Source organism: Staphylococcus sp. AtDRG32, from assembly GCF_004365845.1.
GTDB classification, from domain to species: domain Bacteria; phylum Bacillota; class Bacilli; order Staphylococcales; family Staphylococcaceae; genus Staphylococcus; species Staphylococcus hominis.
On sequence record NZ_SODE01000001.1, the window covers coordinates 625,382 to 647,145 of the forward strand.

A 21,764-nucleotide genomic window follows, 5' to 3' on the forward strand; every position below is an offset into this window, starting at 1 on the left:
ATTGACTAAGTCAATTTTGCGTTTTTTTATTACTATTGTTTATGGGAATTTAGGGAATTGATCAAAATCAGGATCGCGTTTTTCTTTAAATGCGTCACGACCTTCTTTTGCTTCATCAGTAGTGTAATACAGTAATGTAGCATCTCCAGCCATTTGTTGTAAACCAGCTAAACCATCTGTATCTGCATTCATTGCAGCTTTTAAGAAACGTAATGCTGTTGGTGAATGTTTCATAATATCTTTACACCAAGCAACTGTTTCATCTTCTACTTTATCTAAAGGTACTACAGTATTAACTAAGCCCATTTCTAATGCCTCTTGAGCATTATATTGACGACATAAGTACCAAATTTCACGTGCCTTTTTGTGGCCTACGATACGAGCTAAGTATCCTGAACCATAACCAGCATCAAATGACCCTACTTTAGGTCCAGTTTGACCAAAGATTGCATTATCTGCAGCAATTGTTAAGTCACATACTACATTTAATACGTTACCTCCACCAATTGCATAACCTCTAACCATTGCAATAACTGGTTTAGGAATAACACGAATTAAACGTTGTAAATCCAATACATTTAAACGAGGAATTTGGTCTTCACCAACATAACCGCCATGTCCACGTTTCTTTTGATCTCCGCCTGAACAAAACGCTTTATCGCCTTCACCTGTTAAGATAATAACAGAAACATTTTGATCATCACGTGCTCTAGTAAATGCATCAATCATTTCAGCTACTGTTTTAGGTGTAAATGCATTACGTACTTCTGGACGGTTAATTGTTACTTTTGCAATTCCTTCGAAGAATTCATATTTAATTTCATCATATTCTTTTAGTGTTTCCCACTGTCTAGTCATTTTGCTCCTCCTTTAAAAAACCTAATACTATTGTATCAAATTCCGCTTCATCTTCCACATGAATTGTATGACCTACATTTTTAAAAATATGAATTTGATAGTTTTTAATTTCTTGTGCCATTTTTTTAGCAGTATTAACGAATTTTTCATCTAATTCTCCTGCTAGAATAAAACAATCACTTTTTATATACTTAATATCTCCCCATAAATTAGGCATATGTCCAGTCCCATAATCTCTTAAAGCTTTCGCTAACTTATTAGGATTCTGCGCAAGTCGCATACGACGCATTGCCTGTTTTTTATTATCATCTAATAGATATTGTGTTTGAAATAAAGGAAGTTTTTCCCAATCATTTACAAATACTTCAATTCCAGCTATTTCTAATACACGTCCACGTGCTTGATCGATAGCCTGTCTTTCTTTACGTAAGGCTTCGTCAGCAATGCCTGGTGATGTACTTTCTAATATTAATTGTTTGATTTCATATTGACCATGTATTGCATAGTAGAGTGCTACGCGTCCACCCATTGAATAGCCTAATAAACTGAATTTATATTTCTCAAATTGAGTTAAAACTCGATTTATTTGTTCCGTTATATACGGAAAGTCCCATATTTGATCTGTAGGTGAGTCATCTTTGCCATGTCCAGGTAAATCAATAGTTAAAACATTACATTGAGTAAGAAACGCCTCTATATGATTCATATAAGTTTGACTGTCACTAATAAAACCATGAAGTAAAATTAATAATTGATTGCTTGGATGCTCAGTCTTATAAAAATTATAATGTAACATTTAAGATCTCACTCAATTTCTTATATAAAAGTTGATGTTGTTCTAAGTTATCTTCACGATTTGTAAGAATTTCGTATATATATGAATTCATATTTGAAAAGGATACTTGAGAAAAATCGGTAATATTATCTAAACGTTTAAATGAAAAGTCATATAACATGGCAGTGTACTCAAAATTTAGTCCAGTTGGTGTACCAAATAGACGTTCAAAGTATTGCTCTGCTGCTGTTTTTTGAGGCAAATAAGAAAATATACCGCCACCATCGTTGTTAAGTATAACAACATTAATATGAATATCGTTTAATTTAGCCATTAATAATCCATTCATATCATGATAAAAAGCTAAATCTCCAATCAGTAATGTCACCCTTTTATGTACTGCCATACCTAAAGCAGTAGAAATAACGCCATCAATACCATTTGCACCTCGATTAGCATACACTTCTACTTCACTATCAAATAATAAATTATCTACATCACGAATAGGCATACTATTACTTACAAATAATGCATCATCTTTAGTGAGTTTTTGAATCAGTGTACTTACAAATGCTGATTCATCGGTCGCTTGAGATATATGTTGAGTGATTGCTTTACGAGATTGTGCTTCTATAGACTGCCAACGTTCAATCCAATCCTTACGGTTTACTGTTGGTTCATTCACTAAAATTCTGAAGAAATCATTTGCTGATATTTCATATGAGATGTGTGGCGGTGTTGGAAATACATCAATTTTATCATTATTTTGAACTAATATTTGAAATGCATTTGTGCGTGTAAGCCATTGATTTAATTTTTTAGAAATAACTGGTTTACCTACACGTATAATAAAATCAGCATCAATATTTAAATGAGAACGGTATAATAAATCATATGTTGTAATAACATTAGGATGGTTAAACTTACGTAATTGACTAAGTGGATCTGCAAGAATTGGTAAGTCATGAATTGTAGCGTAAGTTAAAATTTGATCGACTGCTTGGTGCTGCATGTCCCCTACAATAATCAGGCCTTTCTTATCTTTTAATACATTTTTTATATCTTGTATATCTATATTTTTTTGATAATGAGGCAATATTTTATGTTCAGATTTTAAATTCTCAGTCATTTCAAGATCTGGTGTTAACGGTTCTCTAAATGGCAAATTAAAATGTATTGGACCACGGTGTGGGCCATATAAATATTGACTTGCAATTTGCATTTGATAATTAATAGTATTCAGCATTTCTTGACTGCCATCAGCTACAGGCATATCAAATTGGAAGTTAATATAATTTGCAAACATATTGACTTGGTTAATCGCTTGTGGTGCACCTACACTTCTAAGTTCATGTGGACGATCGCTAGTCAATACTATAAGCGGTATACGGCTGATTTGACTTTCAGCTATAGCTGGCGTGTAATTAGCAGCCGCTGTTCCAGAAGTACATAAAATCGCAACTGGGCGTTCGCTCCCTTTAATTAATCCTAAGGCAAAAAAAGCTGCGCTACGTTCATCAGGATGTATCCAAGTTTTAATATTTGGATGCGCTTCAAATGCAATCGCTAAAGGAGTCGAACGTGAGCCCGGACTAATAACGACTTCTCGCACACCATAGGCATATAACTCTGATGCAAATGTATAAACTTGTTTAGTTAAAGCTTCTTTATGATTCATTCTTATTCACTACTCCTAAAGCATTCATCATTGGTGAAAATTTCACCGACGTTTCTTCAACTTCACTTTCAGCATTAGAATCTTTTACAATACCACAACCTGCAAACAAAGTAGTTTGATTTTGTTTAATTAACATAGAACGAATAGCCACAATAAATTCACAATCATCATCTACGTCAATATATCCAACTGGAGACCCATATAATCCTCGTGTACCAAATTCATTTTTTTCAATATAGTCAACTGCTTCTTTCTTAGGATAACCCCCTAAGGCAGGTGTAGGATGCAACTCATCAATTAAACTAATATACGAATGATTCAATAATGTTCCTTTTATTTCAGTATACAAATGATACATATGATCGTTTTTTAAAATATTAGGTTTTTGATTGTACTCTACATTTTCTACATAAGGCTTAATATCATTTAAAATGCTGCTAACGACAAATTGATGTTCACCTAGATTTTTACTGTCTTGTAAAAATGCTTGAATATTTTTTTCATCTTTTTCAGCATCTTGTGTTCGAGGAATTGTTCCTGCTACAGCCTTCGTAGATAATATACCGTCCTCAACTTTTAATAATTGTTCTGGTGTTTGAGAAAAGAATACAGATTGGTTAGACTCTAGGATAAATAAGTAACTATTTTTCTCATTGTTTAACGCACGATTAAGTACATAAGGAATACTAATTGGCTTATCAAACTTAATTAAGCGACGTCTCGCAAGTACTACTTTTTTATCTTTATCAAGTTGTTCAATCGTATGACTTACAAGATCTTTCCATTCATCAACATAAATATCTTCCATGCGTGTTACATTGCCTAAAGCTGTCTCTCGTTCTGTCGTATCAACTTGAGCATTTTCGAAATAATTAATCATTTGATTTAATTTTTCCATTTCAAATTGGGCTTTTTCAACTGTATATGTCAAAATGGTTTGATTGTTAACTGAAGAAATAAGTACTTCAGGTACCACAAAATGATTAATCCCAAATTCACGCCACTCATCATCAGATTTATGATTTGAAAATTGGAATCCCCCTACTATTTTAAGGTGATGCTTTTGCGTATTAACATGAATTAGTTCTACATCATTTTTAAATTTTTCCCATTCCCGAAAGATAGATTGTTTATTTTCAAAGTTATTCTTAAATCTTTGAATTGCATGATAGCCGAAAAATGAAGACATATTATCGTTTAATCGCAAATAAAATCGATCTCCAGCTTGTTTTTCAGTTAAATTAAATAATTCACTTGGTGTTAAAGATTTATTTAACACGACTTCAATAGAAACCCAGTTTTTATTGCTTTCATATATAGATTCCATAATTTTGTCTTCCATTAGGTTGGCAGCCATTCATTTCACTTCTTTCATTATCTTTTTTTACCCATTAAAATATTGTAACATTTTTCGTTATTCATCGTATCATAATTGCTCAATCAATTTAGGGAAATATTTCACGTTGATTGACCTTTCTTACCTATTCCTTTAAAATACATATGTTAAAACTTTATATTATAAGAGGTAGATTATATTATGGCAGATCAATATCAACAATATTCAACTGTTAGAAAATATTGGCATTTAATGAGACCTCATACTTTAACCGCGTCTATTGTCCCTGTATTAGTAGGAACAGCGACAGCTAAACTTTTCTTACTGGGCAGTCAAGATCATATTAAATTCAGCCTATTTTTAGCAATGTTAATCGCATGTCTTTTAATTCAAGCAGCGACTAATATGTTTAATGAATATTATGATTTTAAAAAAGGATTAGACGATCATACATCTGTAGGTATCGGTGGCGCGATTGTTCGAAATGGTATGAGTCCAAAACTTGTCATGAATCTAGCAATTGCTTTTTATATTATTGCCGCTTTACTTGGTATATATCTAGCTGCTAATAGTTCATTTTGGATTATTCCAGTTGGTATTGTATGTATGGCAATTGGTTATTTATATACTGGTGGACCTATTCCTATTTCATGGACGCCATTTGGTGAATTATTCTCCGGATTATTTATGGGTATGATTATCATTTTACTTGCATTCTTTATTCAAACAGGTAATGTCAATGGTTTTGTTGTTTGGATTAGCTTACCTATTGTTATTACAATCGGGTTAATTAATATGGCTAATAACATTCGTGACCGTGTTAAAGATAAAGCAAGTGGTCGTAAAACCTTACCTATTTTATTAGGTAAAAAAGCTTCTATTACGTTTATGGCAGCAATGTATATCTTAGCTTACTTAATCGTAATATTTACTGCTTTATTCAAATCAGGCGGCTCATTATTCTACTTGTTAGTATTATTCTCATTCCCAATGCCTATCAAAGCAATTCGTCGTTTTAATAAAAATGATACACCAGCAAGCATGATGCCAGCGATGGCAGCGACTGGCAAAACGAATACATTCTTTGGTATTTTGTACGCTTTAGGTATTTATATCAGCGCACTTTTAGGTGGAATCTAATTTGTTTTAACTAGCATTGTTTTTTAACAATGCTAGTTTTTTTATTATTATATATATATCATATGTAGATAATCATGGCCATATAAATTAATATCTTCAACCCATTTGAAACCTAGTTGTTTATAAAGTTTAAGTGCTTTCTCATTATTATAATCACAATTTAAACTCCATTTTTTATTAGAACTTGTGGTGATCAAATGTTCCAACAATTGTGTCGCAATACCTTGTCCTCTATAATCAGGCGATGTGACCACTGCTTCAATATACCACTCATCATTTTTAGCTTCTTTTATAGGTAAAGGTGTTCCAACTAATCTGATATCTTCTTCAAGAGGCAGTTGGTTCCATTGTTCTTCATACTCCATTTCTTTTGAACCATCATAAGCGATAATACAACCGGCCACTTCATTATTCTTTTCATATACCCATATATTTTTATAATAGGTACGATAATGTACATTAACTATACTAAGTTCAAGCAAATTGATCATACGTTTTTTAGAAATTTCCTTTACAATGTCAAGTTCCATATCTTTCCATATTAAATAATAAAGTTTTGCAATTTGCTTATTATCACTCGGTGTCGCTTTTCTAATCATATTTATCCCTCCATCTACATCATACTCATATTATTACAAGAAATTAAATATTATAGTAAGTATAAACTGATTCTTTTATAAGTGACGTTCTTGATTTTAGTCATAAATTACTTACAATATGAAAATAAGGAGGCATCCATAATATGAGAGTAAACAAAACATTGTATGTATTATGTGCATTGTTCTTAGGTGGTGTTGGGATTCACAAGTTCTATGCGGATAAAGTTGGACAAGGCGTATTACATTTGGTCTTTTTTTGGACACTTATTCCAACAATTATTTCGATTATTCATGGCATGATTATTATTTTCACTACTACAGCTGATAATAATGGATATATTTTTATACCCAGATAAAAAACAACCAAAAGTATTTAAACTTTCTTCTTTAAATTAAAGAAAATGGGGTATAAATTAATAATAGTTTTAAAAAGGAGAATGTGACTATGAAAAACTTTATTAAACGTATTGTGAGAACAATTATTACAGGATATGTATTAAAATGGATTAAAAATAAAATAGAAGGAAATTCAAAAAGAAAATAATTTAAAAAGGTCTATTCACTTTATTTTAGAGAATAGACCTTTTTATAATGACTCATTGGAACCGGATTTACTCATTGAGAAATGCCTCCAAATGTTTTAATTCAGTAGTGTATTGATTAAAATCATCTTCATTTCTATTAACCAAGGCTTCATCGATTAATGTTACAAGTTGTTTCTTTCTTTCTAAACGTAAAGCTTCGTCAATCACAAGTTCTACACCTAAATCATTCATCGTCATTACAAATTCTTCTAGTGTGGTATGTTTAACATTTGTATTGTAATACATAAAATTCACTACCTTTCTATTAATTTAAAAATAGTATACAAGCTTTTTATTTTGAAATCAATGAATATTCAGACTTTTCTAAATAAAATAGTGTAATTTTATTTTTAAATAATAACTTGACAACATATACTTTTTTTATATAATAATTTTATATTGTTAATCACTCTTCGTGTTTAATAATAAATAATTAAATAAGGAGCTGATCTTATGACTCAGTTCAATAAACCACCTAATACGATTTATGTCATACGTAAAGGTGATATGGTGATTAGACCTACATTTGACAATCATCAACAATCGAACGGTTCAGAAATCCTCAAATTCGATACCTCACGAGAAATAAGCCCTTTTAAAACTCAAAAAATTATTGAACGATCATGTAGATTTTATGGCAATAACTACTTAAGCAAGAAAGCTGAAACTCAACGCATCGCTGGAATAACTAGTAAACCTCCCATCCTTCTCACACCATTGTTTCCAACTTACTTTTTCCCAACACATTCAGACCGTTTAGAAGAAAATATATGGATTAATATGCATTATATTTCTGATATTAAGCCATTAAAGAACAGAAAGAGTAAAATTATCTTTGCAAACCAAGAAGCACTAACATTAAATGTATCTTTTCATAGTTTATGGCATCAATATTCTAATTCTATTTTCTATTACTATATGATTGATAAACAAGCAAGAATGAAGTCTAATAATCCAGATATGCCAATCGATTATGAAAAAACATCTTTAAATATTTTTGAGGCCCTTTCACACTATTCTTTATTAGAAGATAAATAGCTGTATGTTTATTTTTAAAATATACGGAACGATTATATTAATTTAGTGTAAATGTTCCGTATATTTTTTAAAGATTATCTCTTGCAAATTTTAATATTATTGATATAATTGTATTTGTGTTGATTAAAGAACACGTTATATTATTCCGCAGTAGCTCAGTGGTAGAGCTATCGGCTGTTAACCGATCGGTCGTAGGTTCGAATCCTACCTGCGGAGCCATATGGAAACGTACTCAAGTTGGCTGAAGAGGCGCCCCTGCTAAGGGTGTAGGTCGCGAGAGCGGCGCGAGGGTTCGAATCCCTCCGTTTCCGTCATTTAACTCTTTACTTTTTAAGTAAAGAGTTTTTTTATATAAAAAAAGAGCCATTGTTTCTACAATTTGACTCCTTTTTTATATTGAAACTAATACGCCATTAATTTCAATATACTGTCTTTATCAATATCACCAAAGTAATGATAAAAGTCATAGTCTTCCATTACTTCTTTTATATGAGTATAATCGTGTAATATTCCTACTAAAGCATCTTCTAATTCATTGACATTTCCTTCTCCAAAGAAATCGCCAAAGATTTTAGCATGTTCAATTTTTCCTTTTTTGACATCAAATTTAACTTGAATGAATCCTTTTTCAAACTTCTCGTCCCGTTCAAAATTATATTTAGGATTTTTACCATAATTCCAATCCCAAGTACGATATTTTTCATTGCTTAATTGCTTAATATTGTTCCAGTCTTCTTCCGTTAAATGATATTCCTCTACTTCATGCTCACCAAAGATAGTTTTTAAAATGATTTGCTTAAATTGATCGATTGTAATAGATTCATCTAAAAATTCTTCAATGTTTGCTACGCGTTTACGTACAGACTTCACACCTTTAGATTGAATTTTTTTAGGGTTCACTTTTAAAGCGTTTTGTACTTCTTCTAAATCGCTATTTAGCATTAATGTACCATGACTAAACATACGATTTTTAACCTTAACCATAGCATTTCCGGAAATTTTAGCTGCGCCTACTTGAATGTCATTACGGCCTGTCATTTCTGCATCTACACCCATAGATTGTAAAGCTTGAACAATAGGCTCAGTGAATTTCTTAAAGTTATGAAAACTGTTACCATCATCACTCGTTACAAAGCTAAAATTCAAATTTCCTTTATCATGATACACAGCTCCTCCTCCAGAAATTCGTCGTACAACATGAATATGATGATCATCTATATACTGTTTATTAACTTCTTCAATTGTATTTTGATTTTTACCTACAATGATTGAGGGTTCATTAACATAAAATAAAAAGTAACTATCATCTGCAGGTAAATGTTTAAGTACATATTCTTCCATAGCTAGGTTAATTGTAGGGTCAGTAATATTATTATTACTTACAAATTTCATAGTACTCACCTTTCTCTTTCTTTTAAAATTTAATAATGCAATACATCATCCATTATCGATTGTTTAACTTAATTATGGCATTATTTTCAAAAATAATATAATATTTTCTAATTTTAGTATATATTTGTTTATTTGTAGTGTAAATTTTAGTACAATATAGTCTAGCTATGATTTGAGGAGGACTCGAAATGACTGTTGCAGAAGTTGGAAATATTGTAGAATTTTATGACGGTTTAAGAGGCCGTGTTGAAAAAATTAATGATAATTCAGTTATTGTTGATTTGACAATTATGGAAAATTTTAATGAACTAGATTTACCTGAAAAAACAGTTATTAATCACAAACGATATAAAATCGTTGAATAAGAAGGTTAATATTAAATGAAAAATACATCTAAACCCTTAATTTGGTTTGTTGCAAGTTTTATTGTATTTCATCTCATCTTATTTATAATGTGGGGAGAACATCAAGAATATTGGTATTTATATACTGGTATAATGTTAATTGCTGGCATTAGTTATGTATTTTATCAACGGGATATCACATCAAAACGTCTATTAACCTCTATTGGTGTGGGAGTAATCACAGGTGTTGTATTAATGATAATACAACTTATATTTTCACTTATATCGTCACAAATTACTTATACCGAATTAATTAAAGAATTATCAAGAACGGGTGTATATTTTAAATGGCAAATGTTAATTACTATCTTATTTGTCATTCCTTGTCATGAGTTATACATGCGTGCTGTCTTACAAAAAGAGTTAAATAAATTCAGACTACCTCGCTGGATAACAATTTTAATACCTGCATTATGTTCTAGTTCTTTATTTATCTATCTTGATAAATGGTGGATTGTTATTTTTATCTTTATAGCTCAAGTCATATTATCATTGAGTTATCAGTATACAAGACGTATTGTTACATCGTCTTTAGGTCAAATTGTTGCCATCATTTTATTACTTATTTTTCATGGATAAAAACCTTTTCTTAGTTGCTAAAACTAAGAAAAGGTTTTTTGATTGGTATCACGATTCATTTCAATAACGATATTACTTTTTCATTTAAAACATAACTATCTATATACAAAAAAGAGTAGGATAACGAATTCAAAATGAATGTATCCCACTTTCCTTTCTCTGTTTATCCAATTTGAATTCTTTCTTTTGGATAACTAAATTTATCAGGTTCTTTACGCCCAGATATCATAATAATAAATGATATTAAACCGACACGTCCTATAAACATAAGAAGCATTAAGACTACCTTAGTAATACTACTAATATTATCTGTCACCCCAAGTGATAGTCCACATGTTCCAAATGCAGACATGACTTCAAAAAATACCTGTAAGAATGATAAATTATTGGCTTCTGCTGCTAATATAATAATGATACTTACAAAAGTAAGTACTGTCGCCATTATAAACACAGCAAAAGAACGCTGTATATCGATGATATGAATTTCTCTATTAAATACTTTAATCGATGATTTTTCTGTATTGTTATTAAAATTAATCACAAATAAAATAAGTATCGCAAATGTCGTTGTTCGAATACCTCCTCCTACTGAACTCGGAGAAGATCCAATAAACATGAGAATACTCATAATGACATTTGTTGCATCACTAAAGTGTGTCACATCAATGGTTTGTAATCCAGCACTACGTGTAGTTGCAGATTGAAATAATGCATAGAATAAAGATTGATGCCAATTATATCCTTTGAATGCATGATTGTACTCAAGTGCTAAAATAGATAAAAATCCAGATATAAATAAGAAAAAGTAAGTAGTTGTTGTAATTTTAGTAAATAAAGAAAATCTAAAATGACTTACTCTATTTCGTATATAAGCTCTGATTTCAAGTAATACTGGAAAACCAATTGATCCAAGAATAATTAAAAACATTACAATAGTTTGTACAAAGTAATCCTTGGCATATGGAACTAGCGATTGACCAGTAATATCTAACCCACCATTTGTAGTAGCTGAAATAGATACAAACAAACCTTGCATTAAAGCATTTTTCAAATCAGGATTGTCTCTGTAAAAATAAAATGCAAGCAAGAGTGCACCTACAATTTCGATAGTCATGATTGTTTTAACTATTTCAATAATAAGCTTAACTGTCCCACTCATTGTGTCTTTATTATTATCAAGCATAATAAGTTGACGTTCGCGCATACCAATGTGTTTACCAAGTACTACCCACAACACTGTACCTATCGCCATTACGCCTATGCCACCGATGTTTAAGATAATTAAAATGATAAGTTGGCCAAATGATGAATAGGTATCAATAATACTGACTGGCGTTAAACCGGTCACACTAATTCCAGATACAGCTACAAACAACGTATCTATAGGACTTACCTTCACGCCAGGTTTATGTACAAAAGGTAAATTGAGTAATAAAAATGCAACGACAATTGCAATTAAATAATATAAAACAATACCTTGTTGAGGCGTTGATTTTTTGAATAATTTACTGAAAATAGACATTAGTTTGTCACCTCAATGTCATTTCAAATTAATTTCTATATCTTGAATATTTCCATCTCTGTAAATTTTAGCCGATAACGTTTTTAAATCTTGTCGATGGTTAAACAGGATGTGTCTATACTGCAAATTATCTTTTAATGTTTTACCTTCTAATTTTACAATGACATCACCAATTTTTAAACCTGATTTTTTACCTAAACCGTCATCTTTTAATTTTTTCACTAAAATCCCATCATTTATATCATTAGGTAATTTTAAAAGTGAGCGTTCATAATGATTTAAATCATTCACATTTTCTAAAGCTATTCCAGTATTGGGATAATTTACTTTCCCATTTTTTTCAAGCTCTTTAGCGATTGATTTAGCTTCATTAATGGGAATAGCAAAACCCATTCCTTCTATGCTTGGCATATTAATTTTTAATGAGACAATACCGATAAGCTCTCCATCTTTATTAACTACAGCTCCACCTGAATTCCCAGGATTAACAGAAGCATCAATTTGGAACGTTTGCATCAATTCATCATTTTTATTATCTTTATCAAAATCAACAGGAACCAATCGATTTAACCCCGAAATAATCCCTTTAGATACCGTATTTCTAAACTCTTCTCCTAGAGGATTACCTACAATTAATATCGATTCCCCTAAAACTAATTTATCTGAATTTCCAATACGGATAGGTTTAATATTTTTATCATTGATTTTTGCTTTCACTACTGCAATATCGGACCATTTATCCTTTCCGACAACGTCACCTTTTATACTATTATTTTCTCCATATGTAATCTTAACTTTGTCCGCTTCACCAACAATATGTGTATTTGTTAATACAAAAAAAGTATCGCCTACAATTTTGTAGACGACACCTGAGCCAAGTTCATTATCTGATTTTGAATTTGTCTTTTGAACTGAAGTATTCTTAGGTGCGTCACTTTCTACTGTTACCACTGATCTGACAGTATTATTAGCGTTTTTCATAGTTGTTGTGTACTTCTTATCTTGTGTATGTGTTTGATTTGAATGTTGTTCTTGAGAAGGTTCAGTAAAAATAGCTTTTACTAAAACTAAGATTAATATTAAAGCAATTGCGATTAAAATTTTAATCCAATGTTCTTTTAAAAAGTCAACGATCTTATTTTGTGTATCATTTGCTGATTGTTCATGTGATTCATGAGGTTGTTGATCCGATATATTTTCTGTCGTATTCTTATCAGAATTAGATATGTGCTTTGATTGTTCACTCTTAATATGTTCTACTTGAGTTGACATTTGTTCTTTCTCAGTATGAATTGATCCTTTATCCTTAGATGAAATGTATGATTCTTCAGTTATTGTTGGATGTTTAGATTGTGTTTTAATTGTATCATTATGCTGATTGTCTTTTTCTTTTTTAGACTTTTGACGAGACTCATTATTTTTATTCAATCTACTATAAGTTGGTTCTATAGATTTATTCGTTTCATTTTCACTTTTTGAGCCATTACTCGAAATTGGTTTTTGCTGTTTCAATTTCTCATTATGTATGTCTTCTTGTTTAAGATGTTGTTCTTCAGGCAGAGTTAAATGATGCCTATTATTTTTCTTAGCTGTTTTTGATGCATCTCTTTTTGATCTTAACTTAGCTAAATGTTGTTGTTGTTGAATTTCTTCTTGTGTTAATTTCTCAATTCTAGCTTTTCTTAAATTATCTTTGACACGTTCTTCATTTACTTTTGCTTGATGCTGTTCTTTTTCCGCTAAATGTTCACGCTTTTGTCTTTCACGTTCAATACGTTCCTCGCGTTCTTCATTATGAAAGTATTCGTGACGTTTACGCCCATATTTACTACGCGGTATCACTTGTTTTTTATCATTATCCAAAGATGCCCACTCCTAACCTTGAAATCACAATATATATCACTAAAAAAATGATTTACTTTTATGTGGTTATATATCTATCTGAATTAATTTATATATTACTTAAATTTTAATATCATTAGTGTTAATAAGCAAACGATTGTCAAATATTTTCTAAAAATATTATACAAATAGTTATTAATTGAAAAAACCTTTTGAAGTCTCTTATAAAAAACTTCAAAAGGTATCGATTATATCTAATGCTTAGCATTCTTTTTATTTTTTCGTACTGATGTTAACCATCCAATCACAACTAATAAAATCATTACAGTCCAGAAGATTGCTTGCCATAACGTACTATGTGGGAAGTCTTCTGATAATACGCCAATATCTGGATGAGCTAATACGATAACTACTAATTTAATACCTACCCAGCCAACAATTGCGAAAGCGGCACCTTCTAAACCTGGATATTTATTTAATAAATCAACAAACCATGTTGCTGCAAAACGCATTAAAATAACACCAATCATACCACCGATGAACATAACTCCAAATTGACCTAAATCCATTCCGCCAAAATGAATACCCATCTTAGGAAGTGTCACTGCAATAGCCATTGCTGCTAACATAGAATCAATTGCAAAGGCAATGTCAGCAAACTCTACTTTAAATACGGTAGCCCAAAATTTTCCAGCACTTACTTTCTTTTCAGCGCCAGTTTCATCATAATGATGTTCATCCCCAACTTGTTCCTCTTCATCTTTCTTATGGAAGAAATTCCAAAGATTTCTAATAGACATGAAAATTAAGTATGCAGCACCAATCGCTTGAATAAACCAGAAATTCACAATAATACTAATTAAAAATAAAGCAATAAAACGGAAAATAAATGCTCCTAGTAAACCATAGAATAATGCTTTTTTACGCTGTGCTGGTGGTAAATGCTTAACCATTACTGCCATTACAACCGCGTTATCTGCTGCTAGTAATCCTTCTAAAAATACTAACACTAATATTACCCACAAATAAGGTAAAATTAAGCTTGGATCCATGAAAAGACAGCTCCTTTATTTATTTTTTACAAATAAAAAGACCTATGCTAATTCATAGCAAAGGTCTCACTTAGCAAATTTGCTCATTTTACCGGAAGTATCAACTTCGTAATGACGATAAAATGCTGAATTTAAGATGTTAGTAATATAGCCCCTCAAATTCTCAAGTTACTCCCCTCTGACATTAAGTCATAGGTATTTATTTGTTAAGAGTATTATAACCAGATTTGGTATATATAAACAATGTTAAAGCTAAAAATATTGTATCTCTTTATTATTATTTTAAATTAAACCTTATATTGTCATTTTTTATAATAAACTATATAGTTTAATATCTGGGAATTTTTCTTCAAACCAACGTGTAGCAAATTCATTTTCAAATAAGAAAACAAACTTATCATATCTGTCTTTCACTAAAATAGAACGTGACGTGTTCATCTTATCTTGAATATCCTCTTCATTTTCAATCCAACGTGCAATTTTTCTACCTACAGGTTCCATAACGACATCTACATTGTATTCATTTTTCATTCTGTGCTCGAATACTTCAAATTGTAATTGACCCACTGCACCGAGAATAATTTGATTCGTATGAAGTGTTTTATAATATTGAATCGCACCTTCTTGCACAAGCTGTTCAATTCCCTTATGGAAATGTTTTTGTTTCATAACATTTTTAGCAGAGACTTTCATGAAAATTTCAGGTGTAAATTGTGGTAAATCTTGGAAGTTAAATTTTTGTTTACCTCCAACTAATGTATCACCAATTTGGTAGTTACCTGTATCGTATAATCCAATAATATCTCCAGCTACAGCGTGATTGACGGTTTCTTTATCATCTGCCATAAAAGAGGTAGAGCGTGTGATTTTTTGTTTTTTATTGGTACGTTGCAAGGTCACATCCATACCTCTTTCAAACGCGCCACTGACTACTCTCATAAAAGCAATTCTATCTCTATGTTTTGGATCCATATTCGCTTGAATTTTAAATATAAAACCCGAGAACTCGTCATCAAACGGGCTAACTTCAACTTCTTCATTCGTCTGACGAGCATTAGGCATAGGCGCATAATCTACATATGCATTCAAGAAATTCTGAACCCCGAAATTAGCCAATGCTGAGCCAAAAAATACAGGAGTTAAATCGCCATTTAATAATGCTCCATTGTTAAATTTTTCGCCAGCTTCTTCAACTAACATAAATTCTTCAATCGCTTGTTCGAAAGCACTATCATTGCCAATGGTGTGTTCTTCTTCAAGTTCATACTCATCATTTAAATGTAATATGTTCTCTTCATCTCTAAAAGGTTCAATAGTTTTAGTCTCACGATCAATAATACCAAAAAAGTTTTGTCCCATTCCTATTGGCCAATTCATTGGGTATGTGTCAATATTTAACGTTTCTTCTATTTCTTCTAATAGTTCAAATGGCTCTTTACCTACACGGTCTAATTTGTTGATAAAAGTAAAGATAGGAATGCCTCTCATTTTACATACTTTAAATAATTTTAATGTTTGGGGTTCGATCCCTTTTGCACAATCGATAACCATTACTGCACTGTCAACCGCCATTAATGTTCGGTATGTATCTTCAGAAAAATCTTCGTGTCCTGGTGTATCTAGAATATTAATTTTATAATCATCATAATCAAACTGCATGACTGAACTGGTTACAGAAATACCACGTTCTTGTTCTACTTTCATCCAGTCACTGGTTGCAAATTTCCCTGTTTTTTTTCCTTTTACAGTACCCGCTTCACGAATAGCACCACTAAAATATAATAATTTTTCAGTTAGCGTCGTTTTACCAGCATCCGGGTGTGAAATAATAGCAAACGTTTTTCTTGATTCTATTTCTTCTTTTAAACTCATTCATTATTCTCCTTTAAATCCTTTATTATCCACTTAGATAACTGAGAAGCTATACGCAATGCTTCACTTTCTTCTTTAAATGTAAATAATTGCATTATTAACTCTTCATTTATTTCCTGTTCATTGAGTTGTGCATTTAATTCTACAGACCAAAACATATCTGGAATAGCTATCATATAATAAGAATAATGCACGTGTTCATATAGATAGACATTGATTATTTCATTTTGTTCAGAAAGTTGCTTAATGATCATAGTTGGATTTTCCAAACTTTTTATACGCAGCTTCTAAACCAATTAAATCGTCACGATGTGGCACTTTCACGTGTCCTGGCATAATTTGATAAGGTTCTCTACCTTTAGAAGCAAGTACAACTGTATCACCTGGATTCGCGACTTCGATAGCATGTTTAATACCTTCAGCTCGATCTTCAAATTCTATATAGTTATTATGTGTTGCACCTTTAGCAAGTTCTGCAGTCAACATTTTAGGATCGTCATCTGCTGGATTGTCAGGTGTAAAAATCACATAGTCTGCTCGACATGCAACAGCCCCCATTTCAGGCGTTTTTGTTAAATCACGTTCGCCAGCCATGCCTACTAAAAAGATGAGCTTTTGTTTAACAAAAGGTTGCACTGCATCAATCAGTTTATTCATACCATCAGCAGTATGTGCATAATCAATAATTAAATCGATTGGAAGTGATGGATCTAAAACCTCTAGACGCCCTTCAACAGGTTCTAAAGATTTCACCACTTCTACGATATCTTTGAAATCGATTCCTTTACTCCACACTGCTATCATAGCTGCCATAAGATTTGAGATATTAAATTTACCTACATATGGTGATGAAACATGGTACGTGCCAAATGGAGTAGCAAAATCAAATTGTGCACCTTGTAAAGATTCTTTGATATTTTGAGCCATAAACTGTGCTTCATTATCTATACCATATGTCAATATTTCATAAGGTGTTACTGTTTCTAAATATTTAGAGAAATCATCATCATTATTTAACACCACATACTTTTCTTTTGATAAATCTTCACCTAATTGACTAAATAGTAATGATTTAGCATGTCCATAAGCTTCCATTGTGCCATGAAAGTCTAAATGATCTTGTGTTAAATTTGAAAAAACAGCTACATCAAATTCTACACCTCTTAATCGTCCTAGAGCTAATCCATGACTTGAGACTTCCATAGTCATTGCTTCAGCTTTACTGTCTACAGCTTGCTTAATTTTCTTAGTAAGCAATACAGTTTCAGGAGTAGTATTTGCCCCCTTTGTTTTTTCTTCATTAATTTGAAATCCATTCGTACCTAAATATGCACTATTTTTGTCTAATCCCCTGTAAATTAAGTGAATCATCGTCGCGATTGAAGTTTTACCATTTGTACCAGTGACCCCAAAGGTAGTGAGTTGTTGACTTGGATAATCAAATAATGTATGCGCTAATATACTGGCTACTCTTAAAGTATCAGGTACAATAACTTGTGTTACTTCTCCTTTAACTTCTTGCTTACGGTTTACAACTATAATTTTAGTTCCTTGGTCAATGACATTTTGACAAAATCTATGACTATCTACGGTATATCCTTTGGAAGCTACAAAGATACTTTCTCCACTAGCAGTTCGTGAATCTGTAGTAATATCAGTGATATCTATATCTAAAGTTCCTATAACTTGTTTAACTCTTATTTTATTGAACAACTCATTCGCATTCAAAATGTATCGCTCCTTTTTTTCAATATCTCTATTATACACATTTTAAAGTTGTTGATAAATTTATTCTCACCTAAAAAAGTAAATTCTGAACTACTTAAAATCAAATAACTTTTGTATGTTCTGTATTATTAATATTAATTCTAAGTTAATTATTTATAAATTTTTTCTTATCTTAGTGTAAGCCTCCTACATTTCACTTTATTAGTGCTAGGATAAGGGTATAAAGTTAAAGTAATCATTGTTCGAATATGCTATAATTCACTATAAATGAATTTTATGACTTCCTTGAATGAAATACATATTCTTTATACTAGTATGTATTTTTTACTGTAATACATCATTCGATGGATTAAACTTAAATTATTGGAGGGTGACTATTAATGGTTACTCAAAATAAAAAGATATTGATTATCACTGGATCATTTGGAAACGGTCATTTACAAGTGACACAAAGTATTGTCAATCAATTGAATGACATGAATCTACCTCATATTTCTGTTATTGAGCATGATTTATTTATGGAAGCACATCCCATCCTTACGTCTATTTGTAAAAAATGGTATATCAATAGCTTTAAATATTTTAGAAATATGTATAAAAACTTTTATTATAGTCGACCAGATGAATTAGATAAATGTTTTTATAAATACTATGGTTTAAATAAACTGATTAACCTACTTTTAAAAGAAAAGCCTGACTTGATTTTAATGACTTTTCCAACGCCCGTGATGTCAGTATTAACTGAACAATTTAACATGCGTATCCCTATTGCAACAGTCATGACGGATTATCGTCTACAAAAAAACTGGATTACTCCAAATTCTCATAGATATTATGTAGCTACTAAAGATACAAAAGAAGACTTCGTAAACGTTGGTGTACCGGCATCTTTAATTAAAGTCACGGGTATCCCTATTTCTGATAAATTTGAAGCGGATATTGATCAACAGGCTTGGCTAAAAAAATATCATTTAGATCCTAAAAAAAATACTATCCTTATGTCTGCAGGTGCTTTTGGAGTATCAAAAGGTTTTGAACATATGATAGAACGTATCTTAGAAAAAAGTCCTCATTCTCAAGTCGTTATGATTTGTGGTAGAAGTAAAGGACTTAAACGTAATTTGGAAGCTAGATTTAAATCTTACGACAACGTTCTCATTTTAGGATATACAAAACATATGAATGAATGGATGGCTTCAAGTCAATTAATGATTACTAAACCAGGTGGGATTACGATATCCGAAGGTTTGACAAGAAGTATCCCAATGATTTTCTTAAATCCTGCTCCAGGACAGGAACTAGAAAATGCGTATTATTTCCAAGAAAAAGGGTATGGTAGAATTGCTAATACTCCTGAAGATGCAATTGATATTGTCTCTGAATTAACACATGATTCGAACAAATTAACTCTAATGATAAATACAATGCGTCAGGATAGAGTAGATTATTCAACTCATCGACTTTGTATCGATTTATTGAATATGCTCAATCATTCATCTCAACAGCAAGAAATTTATGGAAAGGTGCCATTATATGCTAAGTTCTTTGTCAAACAATAAAAGCATAAGTAAAAACTTTAAAATAATGCTCGTTATTTTATTTTTAATGGAATTTGCTAGAGGCATGTATGTATTAAGTTATGTTAACTATTTACCTACTGTAACCTCTATCGCTGTAGCTGTGACTTCAGCAGCGTTATCTATTCATTTTATTTCAGATGCAGCTACAAACTTTGTGATTGGTTTTTTATTAAAGAAATTTGGGACTAAAATTGTCCTTAATTTAGGTTTTTTATTAGCTTTTTTAAGCTTGTTTCTAATTATTTTCTTTCCAGCTCATCCTATCATTATCATTATTAGTGCAATTATGCTAGGAATTGCAGTCAGTCCAATATGGGTAATCATGTTATCTAGTGTGGAAGAAAGTCAACGTGGCAAACAAATGGGTTATGTATATTTTGCATGGTTATTAGGTTTACTTGTAGGCTGGGCGTTTATGAATGTTCTAGTCAAAATACATCCAACGCGTTTTGCATTCACGATGTCTCTTGTCGTCATTATTGCATGGATACTTTATTATTTTGTAGATGTAAAACTCACAAATTACAATACTAAACCTGTAAAAGAACAATTAGGTCAAATCGTAGAAGTAATGAAGCGTCATATGATTTTATTCCCAGGTATTTTGTTGCAAGGTGCTTCAATATCAGCTTTGCTTCCAATATTGCCGACGTATGCTACAAAAGTTGTGGGGGTAACAACTATTGAATATACTGCTGCTATCGCTATTGGTGGTATTGGTTGTGCAATATCAATGTTATTTTTATCTAAAATAATCGATAAAAATAGCACTGGCTTTATGTATGCCGTTATTTTTGTAGGATTCATATTGTTTACGCTATTTATTTTTGGTCTCTCACTAGTTAACAATATTATTGTTGTATGGATAGTTGCCGCCTTTATAGGTTTAATGTATGGCATTTTATTACCTGCTTGGAATACTTTTATGGCTGGACATATCGATCCGTCTGAACAAGAAGAAACTTGGGGTGTATTTAATAGTGTCCAAGGCTTTGGTTCAATGATTGGTCCTCTTTTCGGAGGCCTTATCGCTCAATTCTCAAATGGATTAAATAATACATTCTATGTCTCAGCTTTCATTTTTCTATTACTCGCTATTTTTTATGGCATTTATTTTATCAAAAGTAAAAAGCATCAAAAATATTCTTAAAAAAAGAAGTCAAAACATTTTAGTTTTGACTTCTTTTTTATATACATATCATGCTAGTTTAAAACTATCAACAATGTTCCATCTATCTTCATCTTCATTGTAATGTAACAATGAAAGTTCATCGATGGTTTCTCTATGGTCTACCCCTGCAAGCTTCACTTGACCAAATATATCTTCAAATTCTTGACTCGTTAAACCTTGAGCAATCGTAAAATGAGGAACGAATGGATGTTCAGCTTTACCATAAAATGATTCGGTATTAAATGTATTAAATAAATTTTCTAATTCTTCTGTTTTTTCAACTTTAAAATAAATAACATTATTTGTCGGTTTAAAGCTTGAAGCTTTTGTCACGTGGACCTCTACAGGTTTAAATCCATCTAATTTTTGTTTAACTTCGTCTTTAAATGAATCTAATTCTGTTTCTTTAAGTTCAAAGTGAGGTTTAATCGTAATATGTGGCATAATACGTGCATACTCCGTATCATAACGCTTACGATAGCCATCTACTTCATTTTGAAATGATTGTGCCGGAATAAGTGCTAATCCTATCTTCATTGAAATTCCTCCTTTGTTTAACATACTTCTATTATATCAAAATTCTATTTAATACGTTATTAGATACAACGTTTTTT

At 31.3% G+C, this 21,764-nt stretch carries 22 protein-coding genes, 2 tRNA genes and 1 riboswitch; of the genes, 10 read left to right on the plus strand and 14 right to left on the minus strand.

Features of this window, described 5'->3' with window-relative positions; translation table 11 throughout:
• Nucleotides 1–39: 39 nt before the first annotated feature.
• The 4 genes from menB to BDW25_RS03005 are packed head-to-tail and all read right to left on the minus strand — an operon-like array spanning nucleotide 40 to nucleotide 4,668.
• The gene (gene menB, locus BDW25_RS02990; protein WP_002448062.1) at nucleotides 40–858 is read right to left on the minus strand and encodes a 1,4-dihydroxy-2-naphthoyl-CoA synthase; all 819 of its coding nucleotides are present in this window, start codon (nucleotides 856–858) and stop codon (nucleotides 40–42) included.
• Nucleotides 851–1,654, minus strand: coding sequence for a 2-succinyl-6-hydroxy-2,4-cyclohexadiene-1-carboxylate synthase (gene menH / locus BDW25_RS02995; protein ID WP_049335366.1), 804 nt, complete (start codon nucleotides 1,652–1,654; stop codon nucleotides 851–853). The genes menB and menH overlap by 8 nt, the downstream gene beginning before the upstream one ends.
• Nucleotides 1,641–3,311 (minus strand): 2-succinyl-5-enolpyruvyl-6-hydroxy-3-cyclohexene-1-carboxylic-acid synthase, encoded by a 1,671-nt coding sequence (menD, locus tag BDW25_RS03000; RefSeq protein WP_133944793.1) that lies wholly within the window; start codon nucleotides 3,309–3,311, stop codon nucleotides 1,641–1,643. The genes menH and menD overlap by 14 nt, the downstream gene beginning before the upstream one ends.
• Nucleotides 3,301–4,668, minus strand: coding sequence for an isochorismate synthase (locus BDW25_RS03005; protein WP_133944795.1), 1,368 nt, complete (start codon nucleotides 4,666–4,668; stop codon nucleotides 3,301–3,303). Before BDW25_RS03005 ends, menD begins: the two co-directional genes overlap by 11 nt.
• A gap of 180 nt (nucleotides 4,669–4,848) precedes the next feature.
• On the opposite strand from BDW25_RS03005, the gene BDW25_RS03010 reads away from it, so the two are divergent.
• On the plus strand, nucleotides 4,849–5,787 hold the full coding sequence (locus BDW25_RS03010) for a 1,4-dihydroxy-2-naphthoate polyprenyltransferase (RefSeq protein WP_002488345.1): 939 nt from the start codon (nucleotides 4,849–4,851) through the stop codon (nucleotides 5,785–5,787).
• A gap of 47 nt (nucleotides 5,788–5,834) precedes the next feature.
• Here the strand turns inward: BDW25_RS03010 and BDW25_RS03015 are convergent, their stop codons facing one another.
• Nucleotides 5,835–6,386 carry a GNAT family N-acetyltransferase gene (locus BDW25_RS03015; RefSeq protein WP_002455517.1) on the minus strand — a complete coding sequence of 184 codons (552 nt, stop codon included), beginning with the start codon at nucleotides 6,384–6,386 and terminating at the stop codon, nucleotides 5,835–5,837.
• A gap of 143 nt (nucleotides 6,387–6,529) precedes the next feature.
• Here BDW25_RS03015 and BDW25_RS03020 point away from each other — a divergent pair, with 143 nt between their 5' ends.
• Nucleotides 6,530–6,742 carry a TM2 domain-containing protein gene (locus BDW25_RS03020; RefSeq protein ID WP_107623416.1) on the plus strand — a complete coding sequence of 71 codons (213 nt, stop codon included), beginning with the start codon at nucleotides 6,530–6,532 and terminating at the stop codon, nucleotides 6,740–6,742.
• An 89-nt stretch (nucleotides 6,743–6,831) separates the two neighbouring features.
• Nucleotides 6,832–6,930: an SAR1012 family small protein gene (locus BDW25_RS11005; RefSeq protein ID WP_017175792.1), complete on the plus strand. Its 99-nt coding sequence runs from the start codon at nucleotides 6,832–6,834 to the stop codon at nucleotides 6,928–6,930.
• Nucleotides 6,931–6,997: 67 nt separating this feature from the next.
• Here BDW25_RS11005 and BDW25_RS03025 read toward each other — a convergent pair whose 3' ends face one another.
• The gene (locus BDW25_RS03025; protein WP_133944797.1) at nucleotides 6,998–7,216 is read right to left on the minus strand and encodes an IDEAL domain-containing protein; all 219 of its coding nucleotides are present in this window, start codon (nucleotides 7,214–7,216) and stop codon (nucleotides 6,998–7,000) included.
• 207 nt (nucleotides 7,217–7,423) lie between these two features.
• Between BDW25_RS03025 and BDW25_RS03030 the strand changes: the two genes are divergently transcribed.
• The 3 genes from BDW25_RS03030 to BDW25_RS03040 all read left to right on the plus strand — a co-directional run bounded on the left by BDW25_RS03030 (nucleotide 7,424) and on the right by BDW25_RS03040 (nucleotide 8,319).
• On the plus strand, nucleotides 7,424–8,008 hold the full coding sequence (locus tag BDW25_RS03030; RefSeq protein ID WP_133944799.1) for a competence protein ComK: 585 nt from the start codon (nucleotides 7,424–7,426) through the stop codon (nucleotides 8,006–8,008).
• 144 nt (nucleotides 8,009–8,152) lie between these two features.
• Nucleotides 8,153–8,227: transfer RNA gene (locus BDW25_RS03035), tRNA-Asn, on the plus strand.
• A 3-nt stretch (nucleotides 8,228–8,230) separates the two neighbouring features.
• Nucleotides 8,231–8,319: transfer RNA gene (locus BDW25_RS03040), tRNA-Ser, on the plus strand.
• A 91-nt stretch (nucleotides 8,320–8,410) separates the two neighbouring features.
• Here the strand turns inward: BDW25_RS03040 and lplA are convergent.
• The gene (gene lplA / locus BDW25_RS03045) at nucleotides 8,411–9,400 is read right to left on the minus strand and encodes a lipoate--protein ligase (protein ID WP_049437421.1); all 990 of its coding nucleotides are present in this window, start codon (nucleotides 9,398–9,400) and stop codon (nucleotides 8,411–8,413) included.
• Nucleotides 9,401–9,588: 188 nt separating this feature from the next.
• On the opposite strand from lplA, the gene BDW25_RS03050 reads away from it, so the two are divergent.
• Together BDW25_RS03050 and BDW25_RS03055 are read left to right on the plus strand one after the other, a co-directional pair.
• A complete protein-coding gene (locus BDW25_RS03050; protein ID WP_002448045.1) occupies nucleotides 9,589–9,765 on the plus strand; it encodes a YkvS family protein in 177 nt (58 codons plus the stop codon).
• Between the two features lie 15 nt (nucleotides 9,766–9,780).
• Nucleotides 9,781–10,383 carry a CPBP family glutamic-type intramembrane protease gene (locus BDW25_RS03055; protein ID WP_133944801.1) on the plus strand — a complete coding sequence of 201 codons (603 nt, stop codon included), beginning with the start codon at nucleotides 9,781–9,783 and terminating at the stop codon, nucleotides 10,381–10,383.
• A 163-nt stretch (nucleotides 10,384–10,546) separates the two neighbouring features.
• Here the strand turns inward: BDW25_RS03055 and BDW25_RS03060 are convergent, their stop codons facing one another.
• The 6 genes from BDW25_RS03060 to BDW25_RS03085 all read right to left on the minus strand — a co-directional run bounded on the left by BDW25_RS03060 (nucleotide 10,547) and on the right by BDW25_RS03085 (nucleotide 18,399).
• Entirely contained in the window at nucleotides 10,547–11,905 is a 1,359-nt protein-coding gene (locus tag BDW25_RS03060) for a TrkH family potassium uptake protein (protein WP_002448187.1), read from the minus strand.
• 18 nt (nucleotides 11,906–11,923) lie between these two features.
• Entirely contained in the window at nucleotides 11,924–13,768 is a 1,845-nt protein-coding gene (locus BDW25_RS03065) for a S1C family serine protease (protein ID WP_133944803.1), read from the minus strand.
• A gap of 233 nt (nucleotides 13,769–14,001) precedes the next feature.
• Complete coding sequence (locus BDW25_RS03070; protein WP_002455522.1) at nucleotides 14,002–14,799, minus strand: TerC family protein; 798 nt, start codon at nucleotides 14,797–14,799, stop codon at nucleotides 14,002–14,004.
• A gap of 56 nt (nucleotides 14,800–14,855) precedes the next feature.
• A riboswitch (yybP-ykoY riboswitch) is annotated at nucleotides 14,856–14,988 on the minus strand.
• A gap of 120 nt (nucleotides 14,989–15,108) precedes the next feature.
• Entirely contained in the window at nucleotides 15,109–16,671 is a 1,563-nt protein-coding gene (locus tag BDW25_RS03075; RefSeq protein ID WP_087437211.1) for a peptide chain release factor 3, read from the minus strand.
• Entirely contained in the window at nucleotides 16,668–16,925 is a 258-nt protein-coding gene (locus tag BDW25_RS03080) for a YueH family protein (protein ID WP_133944805.1), read from the minus strand. The genes BDW25_RS03075 and BDW25_RS03080 overlap by 4 nt, the downstream gene beginning before the upstream one ends.
• Entirely contained in the window at nucleotides 16,915–18,399 is a 1,485-nt protein-coding gene (locus tag BDW25_RS03085) for a UDP-N-acetylmuramoyl-L-alanyl-D-glutamate--L-lysine ligase (protein WP_002448144.1), read from the minus strand. Before BDW25_RS03085 ends, BDW25_RS03080 begins: the two co-directional genes overlap by 11 nt.
• Nucleotides 18,400–18,779: 380 nt before the next feature.
• On the opposite strand from BDW25_RS03085, the gene BDW25_RS03090 reads away from it, so the two are divergent.
• Together BDW25_RS03090 and ltaA are read left to right on the plus strand one after the other, a co-directional pair.
• The gene (locus BDW25_RS03090; RefSeq protein ID WP_002455524.1) at nucleotides 18,780–19,958 is read left to right on the plus strand and encodes a diglucosyl diacylglycerol synthase; all 1,179 of its coding nucleotides are present in this window, start codon (nucleotides 18,780–18,782) and stop codon (nucleotides 19,956–19,958) included.
• The gene (gene ltaA / locus BDW25_RS03095; protein WP_182476508.1) at nucleotides 19,933–21,129 is read left to right on the plus strand and encodes a lipoteichoic acid biosynthesis MFS flippase LtaA; all 1,197 of its coding nucleotides are present in this window, start codon (nucleotides 19,933–19,935) and stop codon (nucleotides 21,127–21,129) included. The genes BDW25_RS03090 and ltaA overlap by 26 nt, the downstream gene beginning before the upstream one ends.
• Before the next feature lie 48 nt (nucleotides 21,130–21,177).
• On the opposite strand, the gene BDW25_RS03100 is transcribed toward ltaA, so the two are convergent.
• The gene (locus BDW25_RS03100) at nucleotides 21,178–21,687 is read right to left on the minus strand and encodes a 2'-5' RNA ligase family protein (RefSeq protein WP_002448232.1); all 510 of its coding nucleotides are present in this window, start codon (nucleotides 21,685–21,687) and stop codon (nucleotides 21,178–21,180) included.
• Nucleotides 21,688–21,764 lie beyond the last annotated feature (77 nt).